Annotated in this window: 23 protein-coding genes and 1 riboswitch; of the genes, 16 read left to right on the top strand and 7 right to left on the bottom strand. The window is 44.6% G+C overall.

From position 1 onward, the window contains the following. The first annotated feature begins 34 nt into the window (after nt 1-34). Complete coding sequence (locus tag VP97_RS07225; RefSeq protein WP_050181072.1) at nt 35-475, top strand: Dps family protein; 441 nt, start codon at nt 35-37, stop codon at nt 473-475. A gap of 88 nt (nt 476-563) precedes the next feature. Here the strand turns inward: VP97_RS07225 and VP97_RS07230 are convergent, their stop codons facing one another. Continuing rightward, nucleotides 564-806 (bottom strand): DUF6154 family protein, encoded by a 243-nt coding sequence (locus tag VP97_RS07230; RefSeq protein ID WP_050181073.1) that lies wholly within the window; start codon nt 804-806, stop codon nt 564-566. A gap of 122 nt (nt 807-928) precedes the next feature. Between VP97_RS07230 and VP97_RS07235 the strand changes: the two genes are divergently transcribed. The 4 genes from VP97_RS07235 to VP97_RS07250 are packed head-to-tail and all read left to right on the top strand — an operon-like array spanning nt 929 to nt 2,740. After that, nucleotides 929-1,237 (top strand): hypothetical protein, encoded by a 309-nt coding sequence (locus tag VP97_RS07235; RefSeq protein ID WP_050181074.1) that lies wholly within the window; start codon nt 929-931, stop codon nt 1,235-1,237. Nucleotides 1,238-1,270: 33 nt separating this feature from the next. After that, on the top strand, nt 1,271-1,744 hold the full coding sequence (ytkD, locus tag VP97_RS07240; RefSeq protein ID WP_082220281.1) for an RNA deprotection pyrophosphohydrolase: 474 nt from the start codon (nt 1,271-1,273) through the stop codon (nt 1,742-1,744). Next, entirely contained in the window at nt 1,744-2,493 is a 750-nt protein-coding gene (locus VP97_RS07245; protein ID WP_050181075.1) for an alpha/beta hydrolase family protein, read from the top strand. The genes ytkD and VP97_RS07245 overlap by 1 nt, the downstream gene beginning before the upstream one ends. Before the next feature lie 4 nt (nt 2,494-2,497). Further along, nucleotides 2,498-2,740, top strand: coding sequence for a DUF2584 domain-containing protein (locus VP97_RS07250; protein ID WP_050181076.1), 243 nt, complete (start codon nt 2,498-2,500; stop codon nt 2,738-2,740). Nucleotides 2,741-2,787: 47 nt separating this feature from the next. Here the strand turns inward: VP97_RS07250 and pckA are convergent, their stop codons facing one another. Further along, a complete protein-coding gene (gene pckA / locus VP97_RS07255) occupies nt 2,788-4,374 on the bottom strand; it encodes a phosphoenolpyruvate carboxykinase (ATP) (protein ID WP_050181305.1) in 1,587 nt (528 codons plus the stop codon). A gap of 272 nt (nt 4,375-4,646) precedes the next feature. After that, nucleotides 4,647-4,755, top strand: a riboswitch (SAM riboswitch). Nucleotides 4,756-4,872: 117 nt separating this feature from the next. Here pckA and metK point away from each other — a divergent pair. Next, entirely contained in the window at nt 4,873-6,069 is a 1,197-nt protein-coding gene (gene metK, locus VP97_RS07260; protein WP_050181077.1) for a methionine adenosyltransferase, read from the top strand. A 38-nt stretch (nt 6,070-6,107) separates the two neighbouring features. On the opposite strand, the gene VP97_RS07265 is transcribed toward metK, so the two are convergent. Further along, the gene (locus tag VP97_RS07265) at nt 6,108-6,620 is read right to left on the bottom strand and encodes a gamma carbonic anhydrase (RefSeq protein WP_050181078.1); all 513 of its coding nucleotides are present in this window, start codon (nt 6,618-6,620) and stop codon (nt 6,108-6,110) included. A gap of 106 nt (nt 6,621-6,726) precedes the next feature. On the opposite strand from VP97_RS07265, the gene VP97_RS07270 reads away from it, so the two are divergent. From VP97_RS07270 to VP97_RS07295, 6 genes are all read left to right on the top strand, one after another. Continuing rightward, on the top strand, nt 6,727-7,536 hold the full coding sequence (locus tag VP97_RS07270; protein WP_050181079.1) for an alpha/beta hydrolase: 810 nt from the start codon (nt 6,727-6,729) through the stop codon (nt 7,534-7,536). A 9-nt stretch (nt 7,537-7,545) separates the two neighbouring features. Next, nucleotides 7,546-8,622, top strand: coding sequence for a tetraprenyl-beta-curcumene synthase family protein (locus VP97_RS07275; protein ID WP_050181080.1), 1,077 nt, complete (start codon nt 7,546-7,548; stop codon nt 8,620-8,622). 8 nt (nt 8,623-8,630) lie between these two features. Continuing rightward, the gene (locus VP97_RS07280) at nt 8,631-9,644 is read left to right on the top strand and encodes an LLM class flavin-dependent oxidoreductase (RefSeq protein WP_050181081.1); all 1,014 of its coding nucleotides are present in this window, start codon (nt 8,631-8,633) and stop codon (nt 9,642-9,644) included. Between the two features lie 99 nt (nt 9,645-9,743). Continuing rightward, a complete protein-coding gene (locus VP97_RS07285; RefSeq protein WP_050181082.1) occupies nt 9,744-10,691 on the top strand; it encodes an iron-hydroxamate ABC transporter substrate-binding protein in 948 nt (315 codons plus the stop codon). A 12-nt stretch (nt 10,692-10,703) separates the two neighbouring features. Further along, nucleotides 10,704-11,732, top strand: coding sequence for a FecCD family ABC transporter permease (locus tag VP97_RS07290; RefSeq protein WP_050181083.1), 1,029 nt, complete (start codon nt 10,704-10,706; stop codon nt 11,730-11,732). Continuing rightward, entirely contained in the window at nt 11,729-12,733 is a 1,005-nt protein-coding gene (locus tag VP97_RS07295; protein ID WP_050181084.1) for a FecCD family ABC transporter permease, read from the top strand. The genes VP97_RS07290 and VP97_RS07295 overlap by 4 nt, the downstream gene beginning before the upstream one ends. Nucleotides 12,734-13,007: 274 nt before the next feature. Here VP97_RS07295 and mnmM read toward each other — a convergent pair whose 3' ends face one another. Next, nucleotides 13,008-13,589 (bottom strand): tRNA 5-(aminomethyl)-2-thiouridylate-methyltransferase MnmM, encoded by a 582-nt coding sequence (gene mnmM, locus VP97_RS07300; RefSeq protein WP_050181085.1) that lies wholly within the window; start codon nt 13,587-13,589, stop codon nt 13,008-13,010. After that, on the bottom strand, nt 13,586-14,542 hold the full coding sequence (mnmL, locus tag VP97_RS07305) for a tRNA modification radical SAM protein MnmL/YtqA (protein ID WP_050181086.1): 957 nt from the start codon (nt 14,540-14,542) through the stop codon (nt 13,586-13,588). The genes mnmM and mnmL overlap by 4 nt, the downstream gene beginning before the upstream one ends. 272 nt (nt 14,543-14,814) lie before the next feature. On the opposite strand from mnmL, the gene leuS reads away from it, so the two are divergent. Then, complete coding sequence (gene leuS / locus VP97_RS07310; RefSeq protein WP_050181306.1) at nt 14,815-17,226, top strand: leucine--tRNA ligase; 2,412 nt, start codon at nt 14,815-14,817, stop codon at nt 17,224-17,226. A 19-nt stretch (nt 17,227-17,245) separates the two neighbouring features. Continuing rightward, nucleotides 17,246-17,554 carry a rhodanese-like domain-containing protein gene (locus VP97_RS07315; RefSeq protein WP_172656744.1) on the top strand — a complete coding sequence of 103 codons (309 nt, stop codon included), beginning with the start codon at nt 17,246-17,248 and terminating at the stop codon, nt 17,552-17,554. Between the two features lie 46 nt (nt 17,555-17,600). Here the strand turns inward: VP97_RS07315 and VP97_RS07320 are convergent, their stop codons facing one another. Beyond that, a complete protein-coding gene (locus tag VP97_RS07320; protein ID WP_050181087.1) occupies nt 17,601-18,854 on the bottom strand; it encodes a BaiN/RdsA family NAD(P)/FAD-dependent oxidoreductase in 1,254 nt (417 codons plus the stop codon). A gap of 120 nt (nt 18,855-18,974) precedes the next feature. Here VP97_RS07320 and VP97_RS07325 point away from each other — a divergent pair, with 120 nt between their 5' ends. Further along, nucleotides 18,975-20,597, top strand: coding sequence for a putative polysaccharide biosynthesis protein (locus VP97_RS07325; RefSeq protein WP_050181088.1), 1,623 nt, complete (start codon nt 18,975-18,977; stop codon nt 20,595-20,597). A gap of 14 nt (nt 20,598-20,611) precedes the next feature. After that, on the top strand, nt 20,612-21,322 hold the full coding sequence (locus VP97_RS07330) for a pseudouridine synthase (protein ID WP_050181089.1): 711 nt from the start codon (nt 20,612-20,614) through the stop codon (nt 21,320-21,322). Nucleotides 21,323-21,368: 46 nt separating this feature from the next. Here the strand turns inward: VP97_RS07330 and VP97_RS07335 are convergent, their stop codons facing one another. Then, nucleotides 21,369-21,590: a DeoR family transcriptional regulator gene (locus tag VP97_RS07335; RefSeq protein ID WP_045851690.1), complete on the bottom strand. Its 222-nt coding sequence runs from the start codon at nt 21,588-21,590 to the stop codon at nt 21,369-21,371. Nucleotides 21,591-21,643: the final 53 nt, after the last annotated feature.

The following is a 21,643-nucleotide window of genomic DNA, read 5'->3' on the forward strand; positions in this document are numbered from 1 at the left end:
ATTATATTATCAAACATGTTGGAGGAGATTTTTTATGTCAGAACAGCTTATCAGCAGTGTAAACAAGCAGGTTGCAAATTGGACGGTTCTTTACACGAAGCTTCACAACTACCATTGGTACGTAAAAGGGCCTCAGTTCTTTACACTTCATACAAAATTTGAAGAGTTATATACCGAAGCAAGTGAGCATATTGATGAGCTGGCTGAGCGTCTTTTGGCGCTGGATGGAAAGCCGGTAGCAACGCTTCGTGAATCTCTCGAGCTGGCAACAGTAAACGAAGCAGAGGGGCAAGAGGCTGCGGAAGAAATGGTGCAGTCCGTTGTCAATGACTTTACAACGCTGACTGGCGAATTAAAAGAAGCGATGGATTTAGCTGCTGAAGTAGGAGATGAAACAACAGGCGATATGCTTTTGGCGATCCACCAAAGCCTAGAGAAGCATGTTTGGATGCTTAAATCATTCCTGGGAAAATAATGCACAGAACGAACGATAAAAAACAGTTTTTTTATAAAAGGAAGTAAAAAAAACGGAGAATGAGTCCTCTCCGTTTTTTCTTTATGTATTAATGGAGCAGGCGATTTCGGCCGGCAGGTATTTGATCCTGATTAAACTTTTCTTTTAATCCTTCGTACAGATAAACACGGAACAGCCAGGCGAGTTCTTCATTTGGCATTTCTCCAATGACGGACAGGATGTCTGTTTCGGACATTTCCCCAAGAACGGTCAGCGTGATCATATCCAGGTCGTCTTCTGTTCCCTGGAGCCGGCCGCGATACAGCTCAAATAATTCATTCACGAATTTCATCGCTGTGCCTCCTTTTTAAGAATATATATATAGTTATACATGAAAACGCTACCATATTCCAACTTTTTTTATTGAATGAAGAAAAGAAAAAGCGCACATGCTGTTAAAAGGAGGAGATTGATATGGAAAAACAGCCTTATTACATTGCCATTGCTAATGGAGAAATTCAGTCACAGCCAGATGTAGCACCCTGGAATTTTCGCGTTTTTGCCAATGAAAAAGAAATCCAATCATTACGTGAACTTTTAAACAGTATGAATCGTGAAGATTTTGGCTCTTTCTGGCGCGCACATATTCCTATCGTTCCTTATCATGAAGATAAGAATAATGACCAGTATGACCGTTATATAATGGCTTTATATGATAAAATATATGAACTCGGAGACGAGGATGCCCGGGGACATATAAAAAAAATGAGAAATAACGTATAATAGAGAGAAAGCAAGCAGGGTGAGGGATGCCAGTTGTACAGATTTACCGACCAAAACAATTATCCTGTTACAATGGCGTTCGAAAGGGGTGCATTTGGACAAACACCATCTCACGTTCTGGTTTTGTGCCGGGGAGAACATTTTTGGCTTTTAACGAAACATAAAGTTCGTGGTTTGGAATGTCCAGGTGGAAAAAAGGAGCCGAATGAAACGCTTGAAGAAGCAGCACACAGGGAAGTAGAAGAAGAAACGGGTGCTGTTATATCCGGGCTGCACTTTATTGGGGAATATTATGTTCAAGCGCCGGAGCAGCCGTTTTTAAAAGCGGTTTTTTTTGCGCACGTAACGGATATAAAAAAGAAGTGTGATTATTTAGAAACAGAGGGTCCATACTTTGAAGAACTTGATTTACTTCAAGCGCGTTTTAGTGATCATTACTCTTTTTTGATGAAGGATGAGATGATTGCTCTTGCCTTATCAGAAGCGGGAAGAAAGGGGCTGGTTTGATGGAATGTTCACCGTATCCATCACCGAATCCGCATGTGCGTCTTTATCTGGTCCGATATGATTCGGCGGGTCTTTCAGTAAAAGGGTTTTTAGCCGAACCAGCTGATAATAAAAAATATGAAGGTTTTTTATACCTACGCGGCGGTATAAAAGGTATTGGTATGGTACGACCAGCGAGAATTGCTGAATTTGCTGCTGAAGGATTTATTGTATTTGCACCGTTTTACCGGGGGAATCGTGGTGGAGAAGGAAATGAGGATTTTGCCGGAGAAGACCGGGAAGATGCTTTTAGCGCGTTTGATTTGCTTAGGAAGCACCCTCGTGTAAAAGAAGAGCGTGTTCACGTGTTCGGTTTTTCCCGTGGCGGGATTATGGCACTCTGGACCGCTATTCACCGGCCCGTTTCTTCTTTGATTACGTGGGGCGGCGTATCCGATATGAAGCTCACGTACGAGGAAAGAAAGGATATGCGCCGCATGATGAAGCGGGTAATTGGGGGCACACCTCAGAAAGTACCTGAGGCGTACGATTGGCGTACCCCATTGGAGGAAGCTGGTCATATTAAAGCACCGGTGCTCATCATCCATGGCCGTCTTGATACAAATGTGTCTGTGGAGCATGCTTATCGGTTAAAGGAGGCTGTAGCGCATGCAGACACGATGTATTTGGATAAATATGATCATTACATACCACCCGCAGTAAACCGACAGATTGTCGGCTGCATTGCGAAATGGATAAAGGGGGATTAAAATCATGGGAATGCCTATGGAATTAAACACAATAATTGTTACAAAAGGAAATGAAACAAGGGAAGAAGAAAACCGCTTTGTTCTCCAAAAAGAAGGCTACCGGCTGTACCCAATTGATATTCCAATCGGGGTATACAAAACAAAGGAAAGTGAGCAAAGCGGCACAGCGCTCATTAAAAAAGTAGAATGGCAGCAGAATACAACGACGATTACGTATACACTCGTTTCGTTAAAATCAACCAATTGAAGAATGATAAAAAGCCCGAAGGATTATCCTTCGGGCTTTTGTACGTTTTAAAGAAGTGGACCACCTTTTTCGGCAATATCATCTGCTATACCACTGAATTTTTTGAAGTTTTCACGGAATTTTGCTGATAGTTCTTTTGCTTTTTTCATAAAGGCTTCTTCATCCGCCCATGACTTGCGCGGAATCAAAACATCATCCGGCACACCTGGTACATGAAGTGGAATTTCCAGACCAAACACTTTTGTTTTATACGTTTGCGTGTGTGTAAGTTCTCCTTCCAGGGCTGCTTGAATCATTGCGCGTGTGTAGGAAAGCTTCATACGTTCACCTGTCCCGTACTCACCGCCGGTCCAGCCTGTGTTTACAAGGAAAACCTGTACATTTTGTTCATCGATTTTTTTGCCGAGCATTTCTGCATAAACAGTTGCATGCAGCGGCAGGAACGGTGACCCAAAGCAAGTGGAAAACGTTGCCTGAGGGCTTGTAATGCCGCGTTCTGTACCAGCAAGCTTGGATGTGTATCCGCTTAAAAAGTGGTACATTGCTTGTTCTTTTGACAGCTTGCTGATCGGAGGCAGCACACCAAAGGCGTCTGCAGTCAAGAAAACAATCGTATTTGGATGGCCGGCAATACTTGGATCTACAATATTATCAATCGCTTGAAGCGGGTAAGCGGCACGTGTGTTTTCTGTTAATGTATTATCATCGTAATCAGGCAGGCGTGTTGCAGGATCAAGAACGACATTTTCAAGAACCGAACCAAAACGGATCGCATCGAAAATCTGCGGTTCTTTCTCGCGTGTCAGGCCGATTGTTTTTGCATAGCATCCGCCCTCAATATTAAATACGCCGTTTGTAGACCAGCCATGCTCATCATCGCCGATCAAGCGGCGGTTGGGATCAGCAGAAAGTGTTGTTTTTCCTGTGCCGGAAAGACCGAAGAACAGGGCGACATCCCCTTCGTAACCGACGTTTGCCGAACAGTGCATCGGCAGGACATCGTTTTGCGGCAGCAGGTAGTTCATTACAGAGAAAATGGATTTTTTCATCTCTCCTGCATATTCTGTTCCGCCAATAAGGATAACTCGGCGCTCAAAGGAAACAATAATAAACGTTTCGGAATTTGTTCCATCTATAAGCGGGTCTGCCTGGAATGAAGGTGCTGACAAAATCGTGAAGCCTGCTTCATGTGTTTTAAGTTCTGCTTCGGTCGGACGAATAAATAATTGATGGGCAAACAAATTATGCCAAGCGTATTCATTTACCACTTGAATAGGAAGGCGGTGTTTTTCGTCTGCACCGGCAAAACCTTTGAACAGGAACAATTCCTCTTTTTCCTGTAAATGAGAAATCATTTTGTCGTATAAACGGTTGAATGTATCCTGGGAAATCGGCTGGTTGACTGAACCCCAATCAATGCTGTTTTCAACAGAGGCTTCCCGCACAATAAACTTATCCTTCGGAGAGCGGCCTGTATATTTGCCTGTTTCGGCGCGAACAGCGCCGGACGCGGTTAAAGAACCCTCGCCACGCTGGAGTACCTTTTCTACCAGAACTGGTACAGAAGGCTGAATGAGAATATTGGAGCCATTAAGCAGCTCAGTTAATTCGCTCGAAACAGTTAAAGAGTTCATCATGTACAACCATCCTTTATTTAAATTTTAATGTGTTTGATTAACATGAAATTAGTATAACACATTAAAACAAATAGTCTACACTATTTAAAGAATTTTCTCGTATATTTTTTCGTTTCAAGGGGCATAGTACAAAATATGCAAATTTATTTAAATAGGAAGAAAAGCAGAAAAAAAACCGAAAAGATTGTTTGAAAAATGTTTTTTTATTTGAAAGAGAAACTGGTTGACATAAAGCGCGATATTTCGTAACATTGACACTTGAACGGATACTCTTATCCTGAGTTGGTGGAGGGACAGGCCCTGTGAAACCCAGCAACCTGCCGTATCATGCGGACAAGGTGCTAAACCTGAGCAAGGATCAGCCTTGGACGATAAGAGTGAAAGGCCCGAGTGAAAACAACCTTTCCTCTCTCAATGCCGGGAGAGTTTTTTTATTTTCTGGATCACCTGAGGGAAATGAGTACCGTACACACTGATTTTAAGGAGGAATTTTTCATGACAAAACAGCGTCGCCTGTTTACATCAGAGTCCGTAACGGAAGGACATCCGGATAAAATCTGTGACCAGATTTCTGATGCGATTCTTGATGCCATTCTTGACAAAGATCCGAATGCCCGTGTGGCAGCGGAAACATCTGTAACAACTGGACTTGTTCTCGTTGCAGGGGAAATTACCACTTCTTCTTATGTGGATATTCCAAAAATCGTTCGTGAAACGGTAAAAGAAATCGGATACGTTCGTGCAAAATACGGATTTGACTCTGAAACAGCAGGGGTTTTAACATCTATTGATGAACAATCACCTGATATTGCAGCAGGGGTTAACGTAGCTCTTGAAGCACGTGAAGGACAAATGACGGATAAGGAACTTGATGAAATCGGTGCCGGAGACCAGGGATTAATGTTTGGTTTTGCGTGCAACGAAACAGAAGAGCTTATGCCGCTTCCGATCTCACTTGCGCATAAATTGGCACGCCGCTTAACAGAAGTGCGCAAAAACGAGACACTTGACTATCTTCGTCCAGATGGTAAAACACAGGTGACAGTTGAATATGATGAAAACGGGAAGCCTGTACGGGTGGATACAATCGTTATTTCTACACAGCACCATCCAGAAGTAACGCTTGAGCAAATCCAAAAGGAAATTCGCGAGCAAGTCATTAACGAGGTGGTTCCGGCGGAATTAATTGATGCCGACACAAAATTCTTTATTAACCCAACAGGTCGTTTCGTTATTGGTGGCCCTCAAGGGGATGCCGGTTTAACAGGCCGTAAAATTATTGTAGATACGTATGGTGGTTATGCACGCCATGGCGGTGGTGCATTCTCAGGTAAGGATCCAACAAAAGTGGACCGTTCCGCGGCTTACGCTGCACGCTACGTAGCGAAAAACATTGTAGCAGCAGGTCTTGCAGATAAATGTGAAGTACAGCTTGCTTATGCGATTGGTGTAGCACAGCCGGTGTCTATTTCAGTTGATACGTTTGGAACAGGAACGGTATCTGAAGAAACACTTGTTGACGTAATTCGCCAAAACTTTGATCTTCGTCCAGCAGGTATTATCAACATGCTGAACCTGCGTCGTCCGATTTACCGCCAGACAGCGGCTTATGGCCACTTTGGCCGTACGGATGTAGATCTTCCGTGGGAACGCACAGACAAAGCAGAAGCGCTGAAAGCAGCAGCGAAGTAATAAATAAAAACCATGCCCGAATCCTGGGCATGGTTTTTTTATGCTTGAATAGATTTATAATACTGGCCTTTCTCAGCGTACTCACGTACAATACGTTCCATATTTTTACGATCGTCTTCGTTTACATTGCGAATTACCTTGGCAGGTCGTCCAAACGCTACTGTGTTCGGGGGAATGACTTTTCCGGGTGGTACAAGGCTGCCTGCGCCAATAAACGCTCCTTCTCCAATTTCTGCATTGTCCAAAATAATTGATCCCATGCCAATCAGGGCGCCTTTCCGAATTTTACAGCTATGTAAGATCACTTGATGGCCAATTGTCACTTCATCTTCAATGACGAGCGGATTGTTTGGGCTTTGATGAAGAACAGAATTGTCCTGAATATTCACTTTTTTGCCAATAATCGTTGGCGCAACATCTCCACGTATGACAGTGTTATACCAAACAGTGGATTCTTCGCCGATTACCACATCTCCCGTAACCGTTGCATAGTCAGCGATAAAGGCGGACTCCGCGATTTCCGGCTGTTTATCTTTGTATGGATAAATCATCTTTGACACCTCTTTCTTTTTTCTACTATACCGTTTTATTTTATCGAACGGCAAAAGATTTGTATAATAGAAAAAACGGCTGTCGTTTTTTGAAGGAGAGAGCAGTATGTGGAAATGGGAATGTGAAGAAAAGCCAAAAGGCGTTGTGGTGATCGTGCACGGTGCACTTGAACATCATGGGCGTTACGGCTGGCTGATTGAAATGTGGCGGCAAAATGGGTTTCACGTTGTGATGGGAGATCTGCCAGGCCAGGGAATGACCTCACGTGCACGGCGCGGCCATATTTCATCTTTTAAAGAATATACAAATGAAGTATCTGATTGGGTTGAAGCGGCCTATCAATTTGATGTACCTGTTTTTCTGCTGGGCCATAGCATGGGCGGTCTTATCATTACCCGTTACTTGCAGGAGAAGAAACCGGAAGTAGCGGGCGTGATTATGTCATCCCCATTGTTTAAAATGAAACATGTGCCACCCAAGCATTTGAATGTAATCACACACGGCTTAAATTCAATGACGCCGTCTTTAAAATTCGATTCCGGAATTACATCTGAGATGGCGACACGGAACGAGGAAATTTGGGCATTTGATGCAGAAGATTCGTTGTATGTCCGGAAAGTATCGGTTCGCTGGTATAGAGAAATTGTTCAAGCAATTAAAATTGCGACTGCTGGCCCTCAGGAAGTGCCTGATATTCCTCATTTGATTATGCAGGCAGGCGACGACCGGATCACAGATGGGAGTGCAGCCCGTTCATTTGCCAGAAAGCTGGAACTGTCTGAGCTTCAGTACAAAGAATGGCCAGGTCTTTATCATGAAATTTTTAACGAACCGGAGCGGGAAGATGTATTTCAATATGCGCTTGATTTTGTGCATAACCGTTTGAGATCGCTCGGTTTTATTTTGGAAAAGTGAGGTAAAAAAATGACGGTCCCTACAAATTCGCTCCTGTTAATGCGAAAAATATACAAAACCATTTTCCCAGCTGTAAAAGCGGAATGGAGCAAGTGGAAGGTTTTAGCCCAACAAATACCAGACCCAGAGCTGCGCAAGCAGGCACTGGATGTGTATGAAAAAAAATATTTTCATTGCGAAGCGGGCGGCGTCATTTCCATGCTGGCGGGAGATCGCTTAAAAGAAGCGATTTCCTTTATTGTGCCCTATCAATTAATTTGTGATTATCTGGATAATTTATGCGATCAAACTACATCATTTGATCCGAACGATTTTGCAGCGCTCCACGAAGCGCTGCGTGACTGCTTTTTTCCCGGTGAGCCAAAAAGCGATTATTATCGATTTCGGGAAACAAAACAAGATGGTGGCTATTTACAGGCATTGGTCGATGGCTGCCGCCGTGTAGTCGAGCAAACACCTTCGTTTGCTGCTGCAAAACCGCACGTATTGGATTTAAGCCGCTACTACAGTGAGCTTCAAATTCATAAGCATGTTCGCGAAGAAGAACGGGAGGAACGATTGATTCGCTGGTTTGAAAGCTATAAAGAGGACCTGCCCGCAATGAAATGGTATGAATTTGCAGCCTGCACCGGCTCGACAGTCGGCGTTTACTGTTTAATGTCCTGCGCGATGCAGCCTGCTTTTACACCTACCTATGCGCAGATGGTGCGTGACTGTTACTTCCCATATGGACAGGGTATCCATATTTTGCTGGATTATTTTATTGATCAAGAAGAAGATTTAGAAGATGGCGAGCTAAACTTCTGTACATACTACGAAAGTGAAAGTGAAATGATGGAGAGATTCCTTCATTTTCTGCGTAAAGCAAAGCAGGGAACCCAGCGTCTGCCGTATGCCAGATTTCATTCTTTCTTAATCGAAGGCATTGTAGCTGTTTATTTGTCCGAAGAAAAAGCAGCTGGAAAAAGAAGTGTACGTAGTCATTGCCGCAAGCTCGTACATACAGCTGGTTCTGCGAGCATTTTCTTTTACTGGAATGGCAGAACTTATAAAACGTATCGGAAAATGCGCCAGGCATATCGGTAAAAGGGGAAATGTACATGAAGCTCAGTATATTGGACCAGTCACCTATCTCAGAAGGACAAGCGCCACAAAAAGCACTTCAGGAAACAGTAGAGCTTGCCCGGCTTGCAGAAGAGCTCGGCTACGAGCGATTTTGGGTGTCTGAACATCATGATGCAGATACACTTGCTGGATCTTCACCGGAAGTGCTGCTCGGTCATTTGACGGCAAAAACGAATACGATTCGACTGGGCTCAGGCGGTGTAATGCTTCCCCACTATAGTGCTTATAAGGTCGCCGAAAATTTCAAAGTCCTTTCTGCGCTTGCACCGGGGCGAATCGATTTAGGCTTAGGCCGGGCACCAGGCGGCATGCCGAGAGCCTCATTTGCTCTTTCGAACGGACGAAAACGGGAAAAAGACCGGTTTCCGGAACAAATGGACGATGTGCTGGCTTATTTGAATGACCAGCCGGTTCCTCATCCATATTCAGGCGTCAAAGCAACGCCCGCTGTGGATGTGCCGCCAGATGTCTGGCTTCTCGGTTCAAGTCCATCGAGCGCAGCGCTTGCAGCGGAAAAGGGGCTGCCTTACATGTTTGCAAAGTTTATTAACGGCGATGGCGGGCCACGGGAGCTTGCGGAGTACCGGCGCTCCTTTCAGCCGTCTGAGCATTTAAAAACGCCGAAAGCAGCAATTGCTGTTTTTCTCATTTGTGCAGAAACAGATGAGGAAGCAGCGTATCTTGCTGGAAGCCTGGAGCTTTCCCTCATGATGACCGGACAGGGTATTCAGTCAAAAGGAACACCTTCACCAGAAAAAGCAGCCGCTTATTCATATGGGAAATTTGAACTGCTGCATGTAGAGGAAAACCGGAAGCGCATGATTGTGGGCGGACCGGATACTGTCCGCATGAAACTTGAAAAGTTAGCGGAAGAATGTGGAACAGACGAAATTATGGCTGTAACGATTTTATTTGATTTTGAAAAAAAGAAACGCTCTTTTCAGCTGCTTGCTCAAGCAGCTGGCCCAAAAAAGCTTCCTTAAAGGAGCTTTTTTTCAAAAATAACGTTGACAATGAGAATCATTTTCGATAAGATTTACCTAGTTAATGATAACTATTTTCATTTGGAAAGGAAGAACAATATGAAACGTAAGTTATTTTCAGTTTTACCGTTTATTGTAATATTAAGTGCTCTTTTTCTAGCTGCTTGCTCGCAAGGGAATGAGGAAGAAAGCGGGCAGGAAAAAGAATCAAATACAGAAGCAGAAACACGTACATATGCCTCGGAAGAAGGGGATGTAGAAGTTCCGGCTAATCCGGAACGTGTAGCAGTTATGGCCGGATATACAGGTAATTTTCTTGAACTGGGTGTTACACCTGTTGCGATTACAGACTGGGCGGCTAACAGCAAGTTTTTAGCTGACCAGCTGAAGGATTCCAAAGTAGTAGCACCGGATGACTATGAGACAATGCTTGGTTTAGAGCCGGATCTAATTATTACGTATACAGGGGATGAAAACCTGGCGAAATATAAAGAAATTGCACCAACCGTGTCGCTATCGTATGAAAAGTATAACTATATTGATCAGCATCTTGAAATTGGAAAAATTTTAGGCAAGGAAGAAGAAGCTCAAAAATGGGTAGACGACTGGAATGCTAAAGCGGAAGAAGAGAAGAAAAAGGTTCAAGCTGTTATTGGAACTGATGCAACGGCAACAGTTGTCGAAACGTTTGGCAAAGATACGTATATTTATGGGAAAAACTGGGGTCGTGGCACTGAGGTAATTTATCAGGCCCTTGGCATTAAAGCACCTGAAAAAGTAGAAACGGAAGCGTTTGGCCCAGGCTATAAAGCCGTTTCGGCTGAAGCGATCCCTGAGTATGCCGGAGACTACATTTTTGTAGGAGAAGGCGCCAATGTATCTTCTTCATCTTTTACGGAAACAGATCTTTGGAAAAACATCCCGGCTGTTAAAGCAGGGAATGTTATTACATTTGATTCAGATTCCTTCTATTTCAATGACCCGATCTCGCTTGAAAAGGAACTTGAATTTATTGTTGATGCTTTAACAAAAAAAGCGGCACAATAAAGGAATTTCAATATGAATAATACAACAGAATTACAAGTAAACTCCCGTCCAAAGACGGGAGTGTTCGTTCTTTTAGCAGGTTTTGCCGGCTTGTTAATAAGTCTTGCTTTATCTGTATCGGTTGGTGCAGCAGAGCTGACACTGAAAACCGTTTGGGAAGCTATTTTCTCATTTGATCCAAGTCGCGAAGCAGACCAGATTATTGTAGGTATCCGTTTGCCAAGGGAGATTGGAGCGGCATTGACCGGAGCGGCTTTTGGGACAGCTGGTGCAATAATGCAAGGGGTTACACGTAATCCGCTAGCGGAACCGGGCCTGCTTGGCTTAAATACGGGCGCAAGTCTCGGGCTTGCCTGTATGCTTGCTTTTTTCTCAGTAAATTCTTACACAATGGCCATTCTTTTCTCTTTTGCAGGTGCGGTCGTAGGGGCTGTTTTATTGTTTGGTCTGGCTTCGGTTAAAAAAGGCGGCTTTTCACCGATGCGCATTGTGTTGGCAGGTGCAGCCATCTCCGCCCTATTAACAGCACTTGGAGAAGGCGTGGCTATTATGTTTCATCTGTCACAGGATCTTGCTTTCTGGCGGGCCGGAGGTGTTTCTGGAACAAGCTGGGCTCAGCTTAAAGTGCTATCGCCAGTCGTTGGCATCGGTTTGTTAACGGCGATTCTGCTTTCAAGATCACTCACTATTTTAAGCTTTGGGGATGAAATGGCAAAAGGACTCGGACAGCGGACAACACTTGTAAAAGTCATCTTAATCCTTGCTGTTCTTGTTCTGTCTGGATCAGGTGTATCGGTAGCAGGACCGATTATGTTTGTTGGTTTAATGATACCGCATCTTGTCCGGATGCTTGTCGGAACAGATTACCGGTGGATTATCCCGGGCTCCGCTATCTTTGGCAGCATGATGCTTGTGCTGGCTGATACGGTAGCCCGTATGATCAACCCGCCTTTTGAAACTCCGGTTGGTGCTGTTATATCTGTTGTCGGCGTACCGTTTTTCCTTTATCTGATTCGAAAAAGGGGGCGGCTTGCACAATGACAGATCACTTAAAGCAAAGAGCCAGACGTATTTTTATCATATCGGTAGTGTTGCTTGTCGTTTTGTTTGTGGCAAGTGCCGCGTCAGGAAAATCTGCTGTGCCGCCGATGCGCCTTATAGAAACACTGCTTGGCAATGGAACGCCTAGAGAAGAGCTTATTTTGTATAGCTTCCGTCTCCCTCGTATGGTTATCACCATGCTTGCGGGAGCGGCATTAGCTGTCTCAGGTGCCATTTTGCAGAGCATCTCACGCAACCCATTGGCTGATCCGGGAATTCTTGGAATTAACTCTGGGGCCGGCTTAATGGTAACCATTTATGCCATTGTGTTTACACCGCAATCCTCAACATTTTTATATATGGTGCCACTGTTTGCGTTTCTTGGCGGTATGGCAACAGCACTTATTATTTCAGCTGTTTCTTATCATAAAACAGAAGGCCTTGATCCAATCCGCCTCGTTCTCGCAGGGGTTGGGATGGCTATGGCCATGGCTGGTATTATGCTAATCCTTGCTTCGCAGTTTGATTCTCGAGAGTATGAATTTATTGCTGGCTGGTTAGCCGGGAGTATATGGGGCAATGATTGGAACTTTGTAATAGCCCTGCTGCCGTGGCTGGTTGTTTTAATACCGTTTGTATTGTGGAAAGCAAATATACTAAACCTGTTAAATTTAAATGAAGGCACTTCTGCAGGCCTGGGTGTAAAAGTTGGCAGGGAGCGTATCATTTTGCTGCTCGTTTCAGTTGCTCTTGCGTCAGCAGCCGTGTCGGTCAGTGGAGGTATCGTGTTTATCGGGCTGATGGCTCCTCACATTGCCAGAGGCTTAACTGGACCCCGCCATCAACACTTTTTACCGGTAGCAGCAGTGATCGGCGCCCTGCTTTTGCTCGGAGCCGATACAATTGGAAGACTAATGCCGTTTACCACTTCTGTACCGGCTGGTATTATCGTCACGCTAATTGGTGCTCCGTACTTTATGTATTTGATGGTTAAAAAATAATTTATTTAAACCAAAACCCTGAAAGCTTTAGCTTTCAGGGTTTTGGTTTTTTATTGTTTATACAGAGGAAGATCTTAACACGTTATTTATATATTTGGATTGCATGAAGCCGTTATAGTGCTGAGCCGTTCTTTCATAAACAGAGGGGGTGACACAGCGGTGAAGCGAAAAGCACCAACTTCAAAGCAAACAAGTGCACTTTCGGGTAAATAAAAAAGAAGATGCTCATTAAGAAAAACAGTTTTTTTTTCTGACTTTGTCTATACTTTCCGCTTTATGCTTCCGGACGTTTTTCAATCGCAATAATAAAAGGAGGTGTATTAACCTGGTTAATAAAGCCATACTGCATTACATGCGCCTGCTGCTGGTCAAGACCGGCAGCAAACTCGACGACCGCATTGCGTTCATCAGCACCGCCTGCATGACCATGATAGATTACCAGCACAATCAAGCCACCGGGCTTAAGTATATGGAACAGCTGGCGAATGGCTTCAATAGTCGTATCTGGTTTGGTAATAATCGATTTGTCACCTTTTGGCAAATAACCGAGATTAAAAATCGCCGCATTAATCTGTCCGTGGTAATGGTTCGGGACTTTGTTTTGTACCTGTTCATGGCCAGCGTGAAATAAGGAAACGCGATTTAGCAAACCGGCTTTCTCCACACGGTCTCTTGTATTGTAAATCGCCTGCTCCTGAACATCAAATGCGAAAACATGACCGTTTTCACCAGCCACGCCGGCTAAAAACACCGTATCGTGCCCGTTGCCGGCGGTCGCATCTACAAAGTAAGACGTATCTGACATTGTTTTTTGAACGAGCAGACGTGCAAACGGCAAAATTCCATCTAGTGTCATGGATGTATGATTGCTCCTTTATAAAATTTCCCCTGCCAAGTATCGCGCTTTAGCATTTCACCATGAATCGCGTTCAACACATCCCATTTGTTGACGCTCCACATCGGGCCGATCATCAGCTCAATCGGGCCGTCGCCGGTAATCCGGTGAACAATCATTTCAGGCGGCAAAATTTCAAGCTGATCTACAACTAATTTTGCGTACTCTTCCATAGATAAGAAGTCGAGCATTCCTTTTTCATACTGCTTCACAAGTGGTGTACCTTTTAAAAGGTGCAGCAGGTGGATTTTAATTCCCTGTACATCCAAATCAGCAATGGCCTCGGCCGTTTCCATCATCATCTCGGGTGTTTCAAGCGGCAGGCCATTAATTAAATGGGAGCAAATACGGATATTGTGCTTGCGCAGCTTTTCAACGCCTTCCACATACGTTTGAAAATCGTGGGCACGATTAATAATGCGGGCTGTTTTTTCATGAACAGTCTGTAGCCCGAGCTCAACCCATAAATACGTCCGCTCATTTAGTTCAGCCAGATAGTCAACCACATCATCTGGAAGGCAGTCCGGTCGCGTGGCGATAGAAAGGCCGACAACGTCATCCTGTTTAAGAACTGTTTCATACTTTTCACGAAGTACGTCCACGGGCGCATGTGTATTCGTATACGCCTGGAAATACGCCATATATTTTCCATGCTTCCATTTTTCGTGCATTTTTGTTTTTACATCATGAAACTGTTTTTCCAGCGAGTCGACCCGGTCGCCGGCAAAATCCCCCGAGCCTGCTGCGCTGCAAAATGTACATCCGCCGAAAGCAACGGTGCCATCACGATTAGGGCAGTCAAAACCCCCATCGAGTGCCACTTTAAATACTTTATGACCGAAGTGCTTCCGTAAATGGTAATTCCATGTATGATACCGTCTATCGTCGCTTGCGTACGGAAACGGATTAGTCATTATTCATTCCTCCTTTAAAGCTCGTGTTAAATTGTAGCATGAAGAGAGACACGGGTAAAATGCGCTTGCATATTGTCTGGAATTTTTCTAAAATGAAAGGTAAAGATTAATGAAGAAAGCCGTCGGACTTACGCTCCATTTTGGGTAGAGAAAAGCCTCTCCTGTCCCACTCGCTGGGCAGGAGTTTTCTATTAGTGCCTATTATGCGGACCGCAAAGCGCGGCGTATTGGGTTTTCGATCGGCAGTACATAAACGGAAGGCAGGTTTCAACATGAATTTTGATCACAAACAGATCGAACAAAAATGGCAGCACTACTGGGAACAAAATAAAACGTTTAAAATGAACAACGATTCTGATAAGCCGAAGTTTTATGCCCTAGATATGTTTCCATATCCATCAGGCGCGGGGCTTCACGTTGGGCACCCGGAAGGTTATACGGCAACAGACATTTTAAGCCGCTTTAAACGTATGCAGGGCTACAATGTTCTTCATCCGATGGGATGGGATGCATTCGGGCTGCCAGCAGAACAATATGCGCTTGATACAGGAAATGACCCGGCTGAGTTTACAGAACAAAATATTAATAACTTCCGCCGTCAAATTAAATCACTTGGATTTTCTTATGACTGGGATCGTGAAATCAATACAACAGACCCGGATTATTATAAATGGACACAATGGATTTTCCTTCAGTTGTATAAAAAAGGACTCGCATATGTAGATGAAGTGCCGGTTAACTGGTGCCCGGCATTGGGAACTGTTTTAGCAAACGAAGAAGTCATTGATGGGAAATCAGAACGCGGCGGCCATCCGGTTGAACGCCGTCCAATGCGTCAATGGATGCTTAAAATCACCGCTTATGCGGACCGTTTAATTGAAGATTTGGATGAACTGGACTGGCCGGAGAGCATTAAAGATATGCAGCGTAACTGGATTGGCCGCTCTGAAGGAGCAGAAGTGACATTCAATATTGATAGCCATGATGAAACGTTTACAGTGTTCACAACGCGTCCAGACACGCTGTTCGGAGCGACGTACGCTGTTTTGGCTCCCGAGCATCCATTTGTTGAAAAAATTACAACGGCTGAGCAAAAAGAAGCCGTCGAGCAATACATTGATGGTGTCAAATCAAAAAGCGACCTTGAACGGACCGATCTTGCCAAAGACAAGACCGGCGTTTTCACAGGCGCTTATGCCGTGAACCCGGTAAACGGAGAAAAAATGCCGATCTGGATTGCGGACTACGTACTCATCACGTATGGTACGGGTGCGATCATGGCGGTTCCAGCCCATGATGAGCGTGACTATGAGTTTGCGCAGAAATTTGATTTGCCAATCAAGGAAGTGGTAGCCGGCGGAAATGTAGAAGAAGAAGCCTGCACAGGAGACGGCGAGCATATTAATTCAGACTTCCTCAACGGCTTAAACAAAGAAGATGCGATTGTGCAAATGATCGCCTGGCTCGAAAAAGAAGGCATTGGCACGAAAAAAGTAACCTACCGTCTTCGCGACTGGCTGTTTAGCCGTCAGCGTTATTGGGGTGAACCAATTCCGGTTATTCACTGGGAGGATGGGACAACAACAGCTGTACCGGAATCAGAGCTGCCGCTTGTATTACCGAAAACAACAGAAATTCGTCCATCTGGTACGGGAGAATCACCGCTTGCGATTATCGAAGACTGGGTCAATGTAGTAGATCCGGAAACAGGTAAAAAAGGCCGCCGAGAAACAAACACGATGCCACAGTGGGCGGGGAGCTGCTGGTACTACCTTCGTTTTATCGACCCGACGAACAAAGAAGCACTTGCCGACGCAGAACTTTTAAAACGCTGGTTGCCGGTTGATATTTATATCGGCGGAGCAGAGCATGCTGTGCTGCATCTGTTATATGCACGTTTCTGGCACAAGGTGTTGTATGATATTGGTGTGGTTCATACGAAAGAGCCGTTCCAAAAATTGTTTAACCAGGGTATGATCCTCGGTGAAAACAATGAAAAAATGAGTAAATCAAAAGGCAACGTCGTCAATCCGGACGAAATTGTGGAAAGCCATGGTGCTGACACGCTTCGCCTTTACGAGATGTTCATGGGGCCGCTTGAAGCGTCGATTGCCTGGAGCACGAACGGTGTAGAAGGAGCACGCCGCTTCCTTGACCGCATCTGGCGTTTGCTTGTGACTGATGATGGTTCATTAACGCCGAAAGTAGGCGAAGGCAGCGTAGCGCTTGAGAAGGTGTATCACCAGACTGTCAAAAAAGTAACGGAAGACTACGAAGGTCTTCGCTTTAACACGGCCATTTCGCAAATGATGGTATTTGTGAATGAAGCTAATAAAGCTGAAACAATTCCAACAGAATACGCAGAAGGCTTTGTAAAGCTTCTGTCACCGCTTGCGCCGCATCTGGCGGAAGAACTCTGGGAAAAGCTTGGCCATAATGGTACCGTAACGTACGAAGCATGGCCGCAATTTGATGAGTCAAAACTCATTGACGACGAAGTAGAGATTGTGTTGCAGCTGAACGGAAAAGTAAGAGCGAAACGCATGGTAGCAAAAGATGCGACGCGTGAACAAATGGAAGAGCTTGCTATGCAGGATGAGCAGTTTGCAGCGGAGCTGGCTGGTAAAACCATTCGCAAAGTCATCGCCGTACCGGGCAAGCTTGTAAACGTAGTAGCGAATTAATATTGAAGGGATGATCAAAATGATTCCAACAATTACAGCAGAAGAAGTACGTCAAAAACTCCAGAACGGCGAAAAATTAGCGCTAATCGACGTTCGTGAAGAGGATGAAGTTGCAGAAGGCATGATCCCGGAGGCGGAACATATTGTCATGGGAACTATTCCTGGTGAACTGGATCGTCTTGATCAAGAAACGAATTACGTTATTGTATGTCGCTCAGGTGTACGTTCTGAGAACGTGGCCCGCTTCCTGATTGAAAACGGCTATAAAGCCACAAACATGACAGGCGGCATGCTAAATTATACAGGCGAAACAGCGCCAAAAAAATAAAAACTGTGCGGACTTGCTCCGCACAGTTTTTTTTGTGGAAAATCGTTTATCGAACTGCAGCTGCGTTCGTGCCGGCAATATGTCCAGTAATAAGTGCTGCTGTAATATTATAGCCGCCGGTGTATCCATGAATGTCGAGTATTTCTCCGCAGAAAAATAACCCGTCTTTCTTTTTAGAAGCCATCGTTTTGGGCTCGATTTCTTTGATGGAGACGCCGCCTCCGGTTACGAATGCTTTTTCGATCGGCAATGTTCCATGCACTGATAGTTTAAATGATTTTAAAAGAGAAGCCAGTTCACGAATAGACGCCTCCGACAGACCGTTTCCAGGTGTTTCAAGGTCGATGCCGGCCTGCTGGAGCAAAAAGTGCAAATATCGCTCTGGTACCATTTTTTTCAAGCTGTTTTTCACCGCTTTTTTCGGCTCTTCTTTCATCATTTTGCGGATGACAACACCAGCATCATGCTCGTTGCCATCGGGAAACGCATCAATGGCCATTTGAACCGGAAAGCCATTTTTCTTGCCTTCTTTCACGACGTACTGGCTGCAGCGCAGGGCAGCAGGACCAGACAGACCGAAATGCGTAAAAAGCATATCCATTCGGTGCGTGACAAGTACTTTTCCTTTTTTATTGAGCACAGACAAACCGATATCACGAAGAGCGAGCCCCTGCATAGAACGGTTTGAAATAAACGGTTCTTTTGATGTGATAGGTACTTCTGTTGGAAACAATTCTGTAATAGTATGCCCTGCCTGCTGAGCCCATGGATAGCCATCGCCAGTCGAACCCGTTTGCGGGACCGCTTTTCCGCCTGTTGCGAGAACAACGGCATTTGAGCGTATTTCTTCGCCGGAGGTTAAACGGACCCCGCGCATATATTCTTCGTCCATCAACAGCGTTTCAACAGGAGAGCTGAGGCGCATGTCAACTCGAAGCCGCTTTAATTCACCGAGCAGCGCTTCCACAACATCCTGCGCCCGGTTTGAGACTGGAAACATGCGTCCGTGATCTTCTTCCTTCAGCTTAACACCGAGCTGTTCGAAAAAACGAATGATGTCTTCATTACTGAAAACAGAAAAAGCACTGTATAAAAAGCGCCCGTTACCGGGAATATGCCGGATAATTTCCTCTACAGGCAGGCGGTTGGTTACATTACAGCGGCCGCCGCCGGAAATTTGAAGCTTGTTTCCCGGCTTGCGCCCTTTGTCAATAAGCAGTGTGCGTGCGCCTGCCCGGCCGGAGGCAATCGCTGCCATCAAGCCGGCTGGCCCGCCGCCCACGACGATTACATCATACATATAGTCACCTCATTGTTCAAACTTCGTTCATTATAGCAGATAGCGAAAAAAATTGTCAGACACGAAAGAAAGAGGTAAACTAGCAAGTGATGTTTAATTGAGAAAAAGAGGGATTCCTGTATGTCATCCAATTTAATAAGAGGAACGTTTATCCTCACACTTGGCACGTTTATATCTAAATTTCTTGGCTTGTTTTATGTTATCCCGTTTTACAGTATTATCGGGGGGGAAGATGCGGCAGCACTGTATAGTTATGGCTACGTGCCGTACACGATTTTTATCAGCATCGCAACTGCCGGTATCCCGCTTGCTGTTTCCAAATACATCGCAAAATATAATGCAATTGAAGAGTATGCGGTTGGCAGGAAGCTGTTTAAATCTGGAATAGTGATTATGCTTCTGACTGGTTTTGCGGCTTTTCTTGTGATGTATTCATTTGCGCCTTTCTTTGCAAAATTATCATTAAATGGGGAGCAGACGACTTATACGATTGAGGACGTCACTACCGTTATACGTGCAGTCAGCTTCGCCCTTATCATTGTTCCATTTATGAGTATTACACGGGGCTTTTTCCAAGGTCATCAATCGATGGGGCCGTCAGCTGTTTCGACAGTTGTGGAACAAATTGCCCGGATTGTTTTTCTTTTAGCAGGGGCATATGTGGTCATATACATCATGAATGGATCGGTTGTTACGGCAATCAGCGTAGCAACTTTTGCAGCATTTATTGGTGCAGTATTTGGCCTGCTTGTTTTATACGTATACTTTTTTAAACGAAAAAAGCATTTGGACAAGCTGCTTGAGCAAGATAAGGGACAGGCGAATGTTTCCTTGTTTAGCATGTATTCAGAAATTGTTGTTTATGCGATTCCCTTTATTTTTGTTGGAATTGCCATTCCTCTTTACCAGCTTATCGATCAGGTGACGTTTTCTAAAGCAATGTCTCAAATCGGTTTAGCAGACCAGGCAGTATCAGCATTTGGTATTTTAAATTTCAGCACGCAAAAGCTTGTGATTATTCCGGTATCGCTTGCTACTGCTTTTGCCATGACACTTGTGCCGATGGTGACAAGCTCATTTGTTAAAAGAGATATGGATGTTGTGACCCAGCAGTTAAACAAAACCTTTGAAGTTCTGCTTTTCTTAACTGTTCCTGCTGCGGTCGGCATGGCTCTTTTAGCCAAGCCGCTTTATACAATTTTTTATGATCCTAGTGTTCTTGGGACGGATGTACTCCGGGTTTATGCACCGGTTGCGATTTTATTTGCATTATTTTCAGTAACCGCAGCGATTTTGCAGGGAATAAATGAGCAGCGTTTTACGGTTTTAAGCTTGTTGACGGGCATACTAGTGAAACTATCCTTAAATATTCCGCTGATCAAACTGTTTGAAACAGAAGGGGCTGTTTATGCGACGGCACTTGGTTATTTAACCTCTATTATTATTAATTTGATTGTTATCCGTTTTTACGCCAATTATTCCTTTCGGCCGCTTGCTAAAAAAATGGGGTTGATTGCAGGTTTCAACGCAGCGATGGCAGTTGTTGTCATAGCTCTTTATGGGGCGCTGTCTTTCGTCTTGTCAGCAGAGTCAGATGGTCCAGCTCTGTTAATGACGTTGATCTGTGCGGGCGGTGGAGCAGCTGTTTATTTTGCGTTCAGTCAAAGATTTGGTCTGCTGGATGAAGTGTTTGGTTCAAGACTGGACGGAATCAAAAGAAAATTACGCTTGAAAAAAGCATAAAAGGAGTTACGCTAATGCGCTTAGATAAATGGCTGTCCAATTCCGGAATCGGCTCCCGTAAAGAGGTAAAAAAGCTTTTGAAAACGGGAGCTGTAACGGTAAACGGAAAAGTAGCAAAAGATGCAAAGCAGCATGTTCAGCCTGATACAGATGAAGTGATGCTGTTTGATGAGCCGGTTGAGTACCGTGAATTTATTTATTTGATGATGAACAAGCCGGCGGGCGTTATTTCCGCCACCGAGGACAAGCGGGATGAAACCGTCATTGATTTGCTTGATGATGAGCATAAGCATTTTGATCCGCATCCAGTTGGGCGCCTTGATAAAGATACAGAAGGGCTGCTCCTGTTAACAAACGATGGACAGCTGTCTCATTCTTTACTTTCACCGAAGCACCATGTTCCCAAAACATATTTTGCTCGTATTGATGGCCATGTAACGGAAGAAGATACGGCAGCGTTCCGGGAAGGTGTAACGCTCGATGACGGCTATCATACAAAGCCGGGAGACCTTGTTATTTTATTAGCAGGTAATGAGTCGGAAATTGAGCTGACAATCACGGAAGGAAAGTTTCATCAAGTAAAACGAATGTTTCAAGCTGTCGGCAAAGAAGTGCTTTATTTAAAAAGACTATCGATGGGCGGTCTTTTGCTTGACGAAGAATTGGAGCTTGGCGAGTACCGGGAAATAACAGAAGAAGAACTTGCTTTATTAAAAGAAAACTGAAAAAAAACGGCTGTCCATAGAGGGCAGCCGTTTTTTGATAAAAACATTATGATGTCATCCGAACTTTTTTTTCCGTGGTTGTCCATTTTCCGCGTGTTGGACTAAAAACAAGCTCGTTATAAGCGAGCACATTCAAGTCGCGCTGAATGGTTCGCGGGGTGATGCCAAATTCATCTACAATATCCTGCGTTGTCACAGTTCCATTTTCTTTAATGAACATATAGATGGATTTTATGCGAGTCAGCATTCGATTTGTAGTAGGCTTCAAAAAACCACTCCCTCATCTTTTTTCCCATGAGACATAACGACAGCAGGAGACAT

The sequence above is a fragment of the Domibacillus robiginosus genome, assembly GCF_000966195.1.
In the GTDB taxonomy this organism is placed as follows: Bacteria; Bacillota; Bacilli; order Bacillales; family Domibacillaceae; genus Domibacillus; species Domibacillus robiginosus.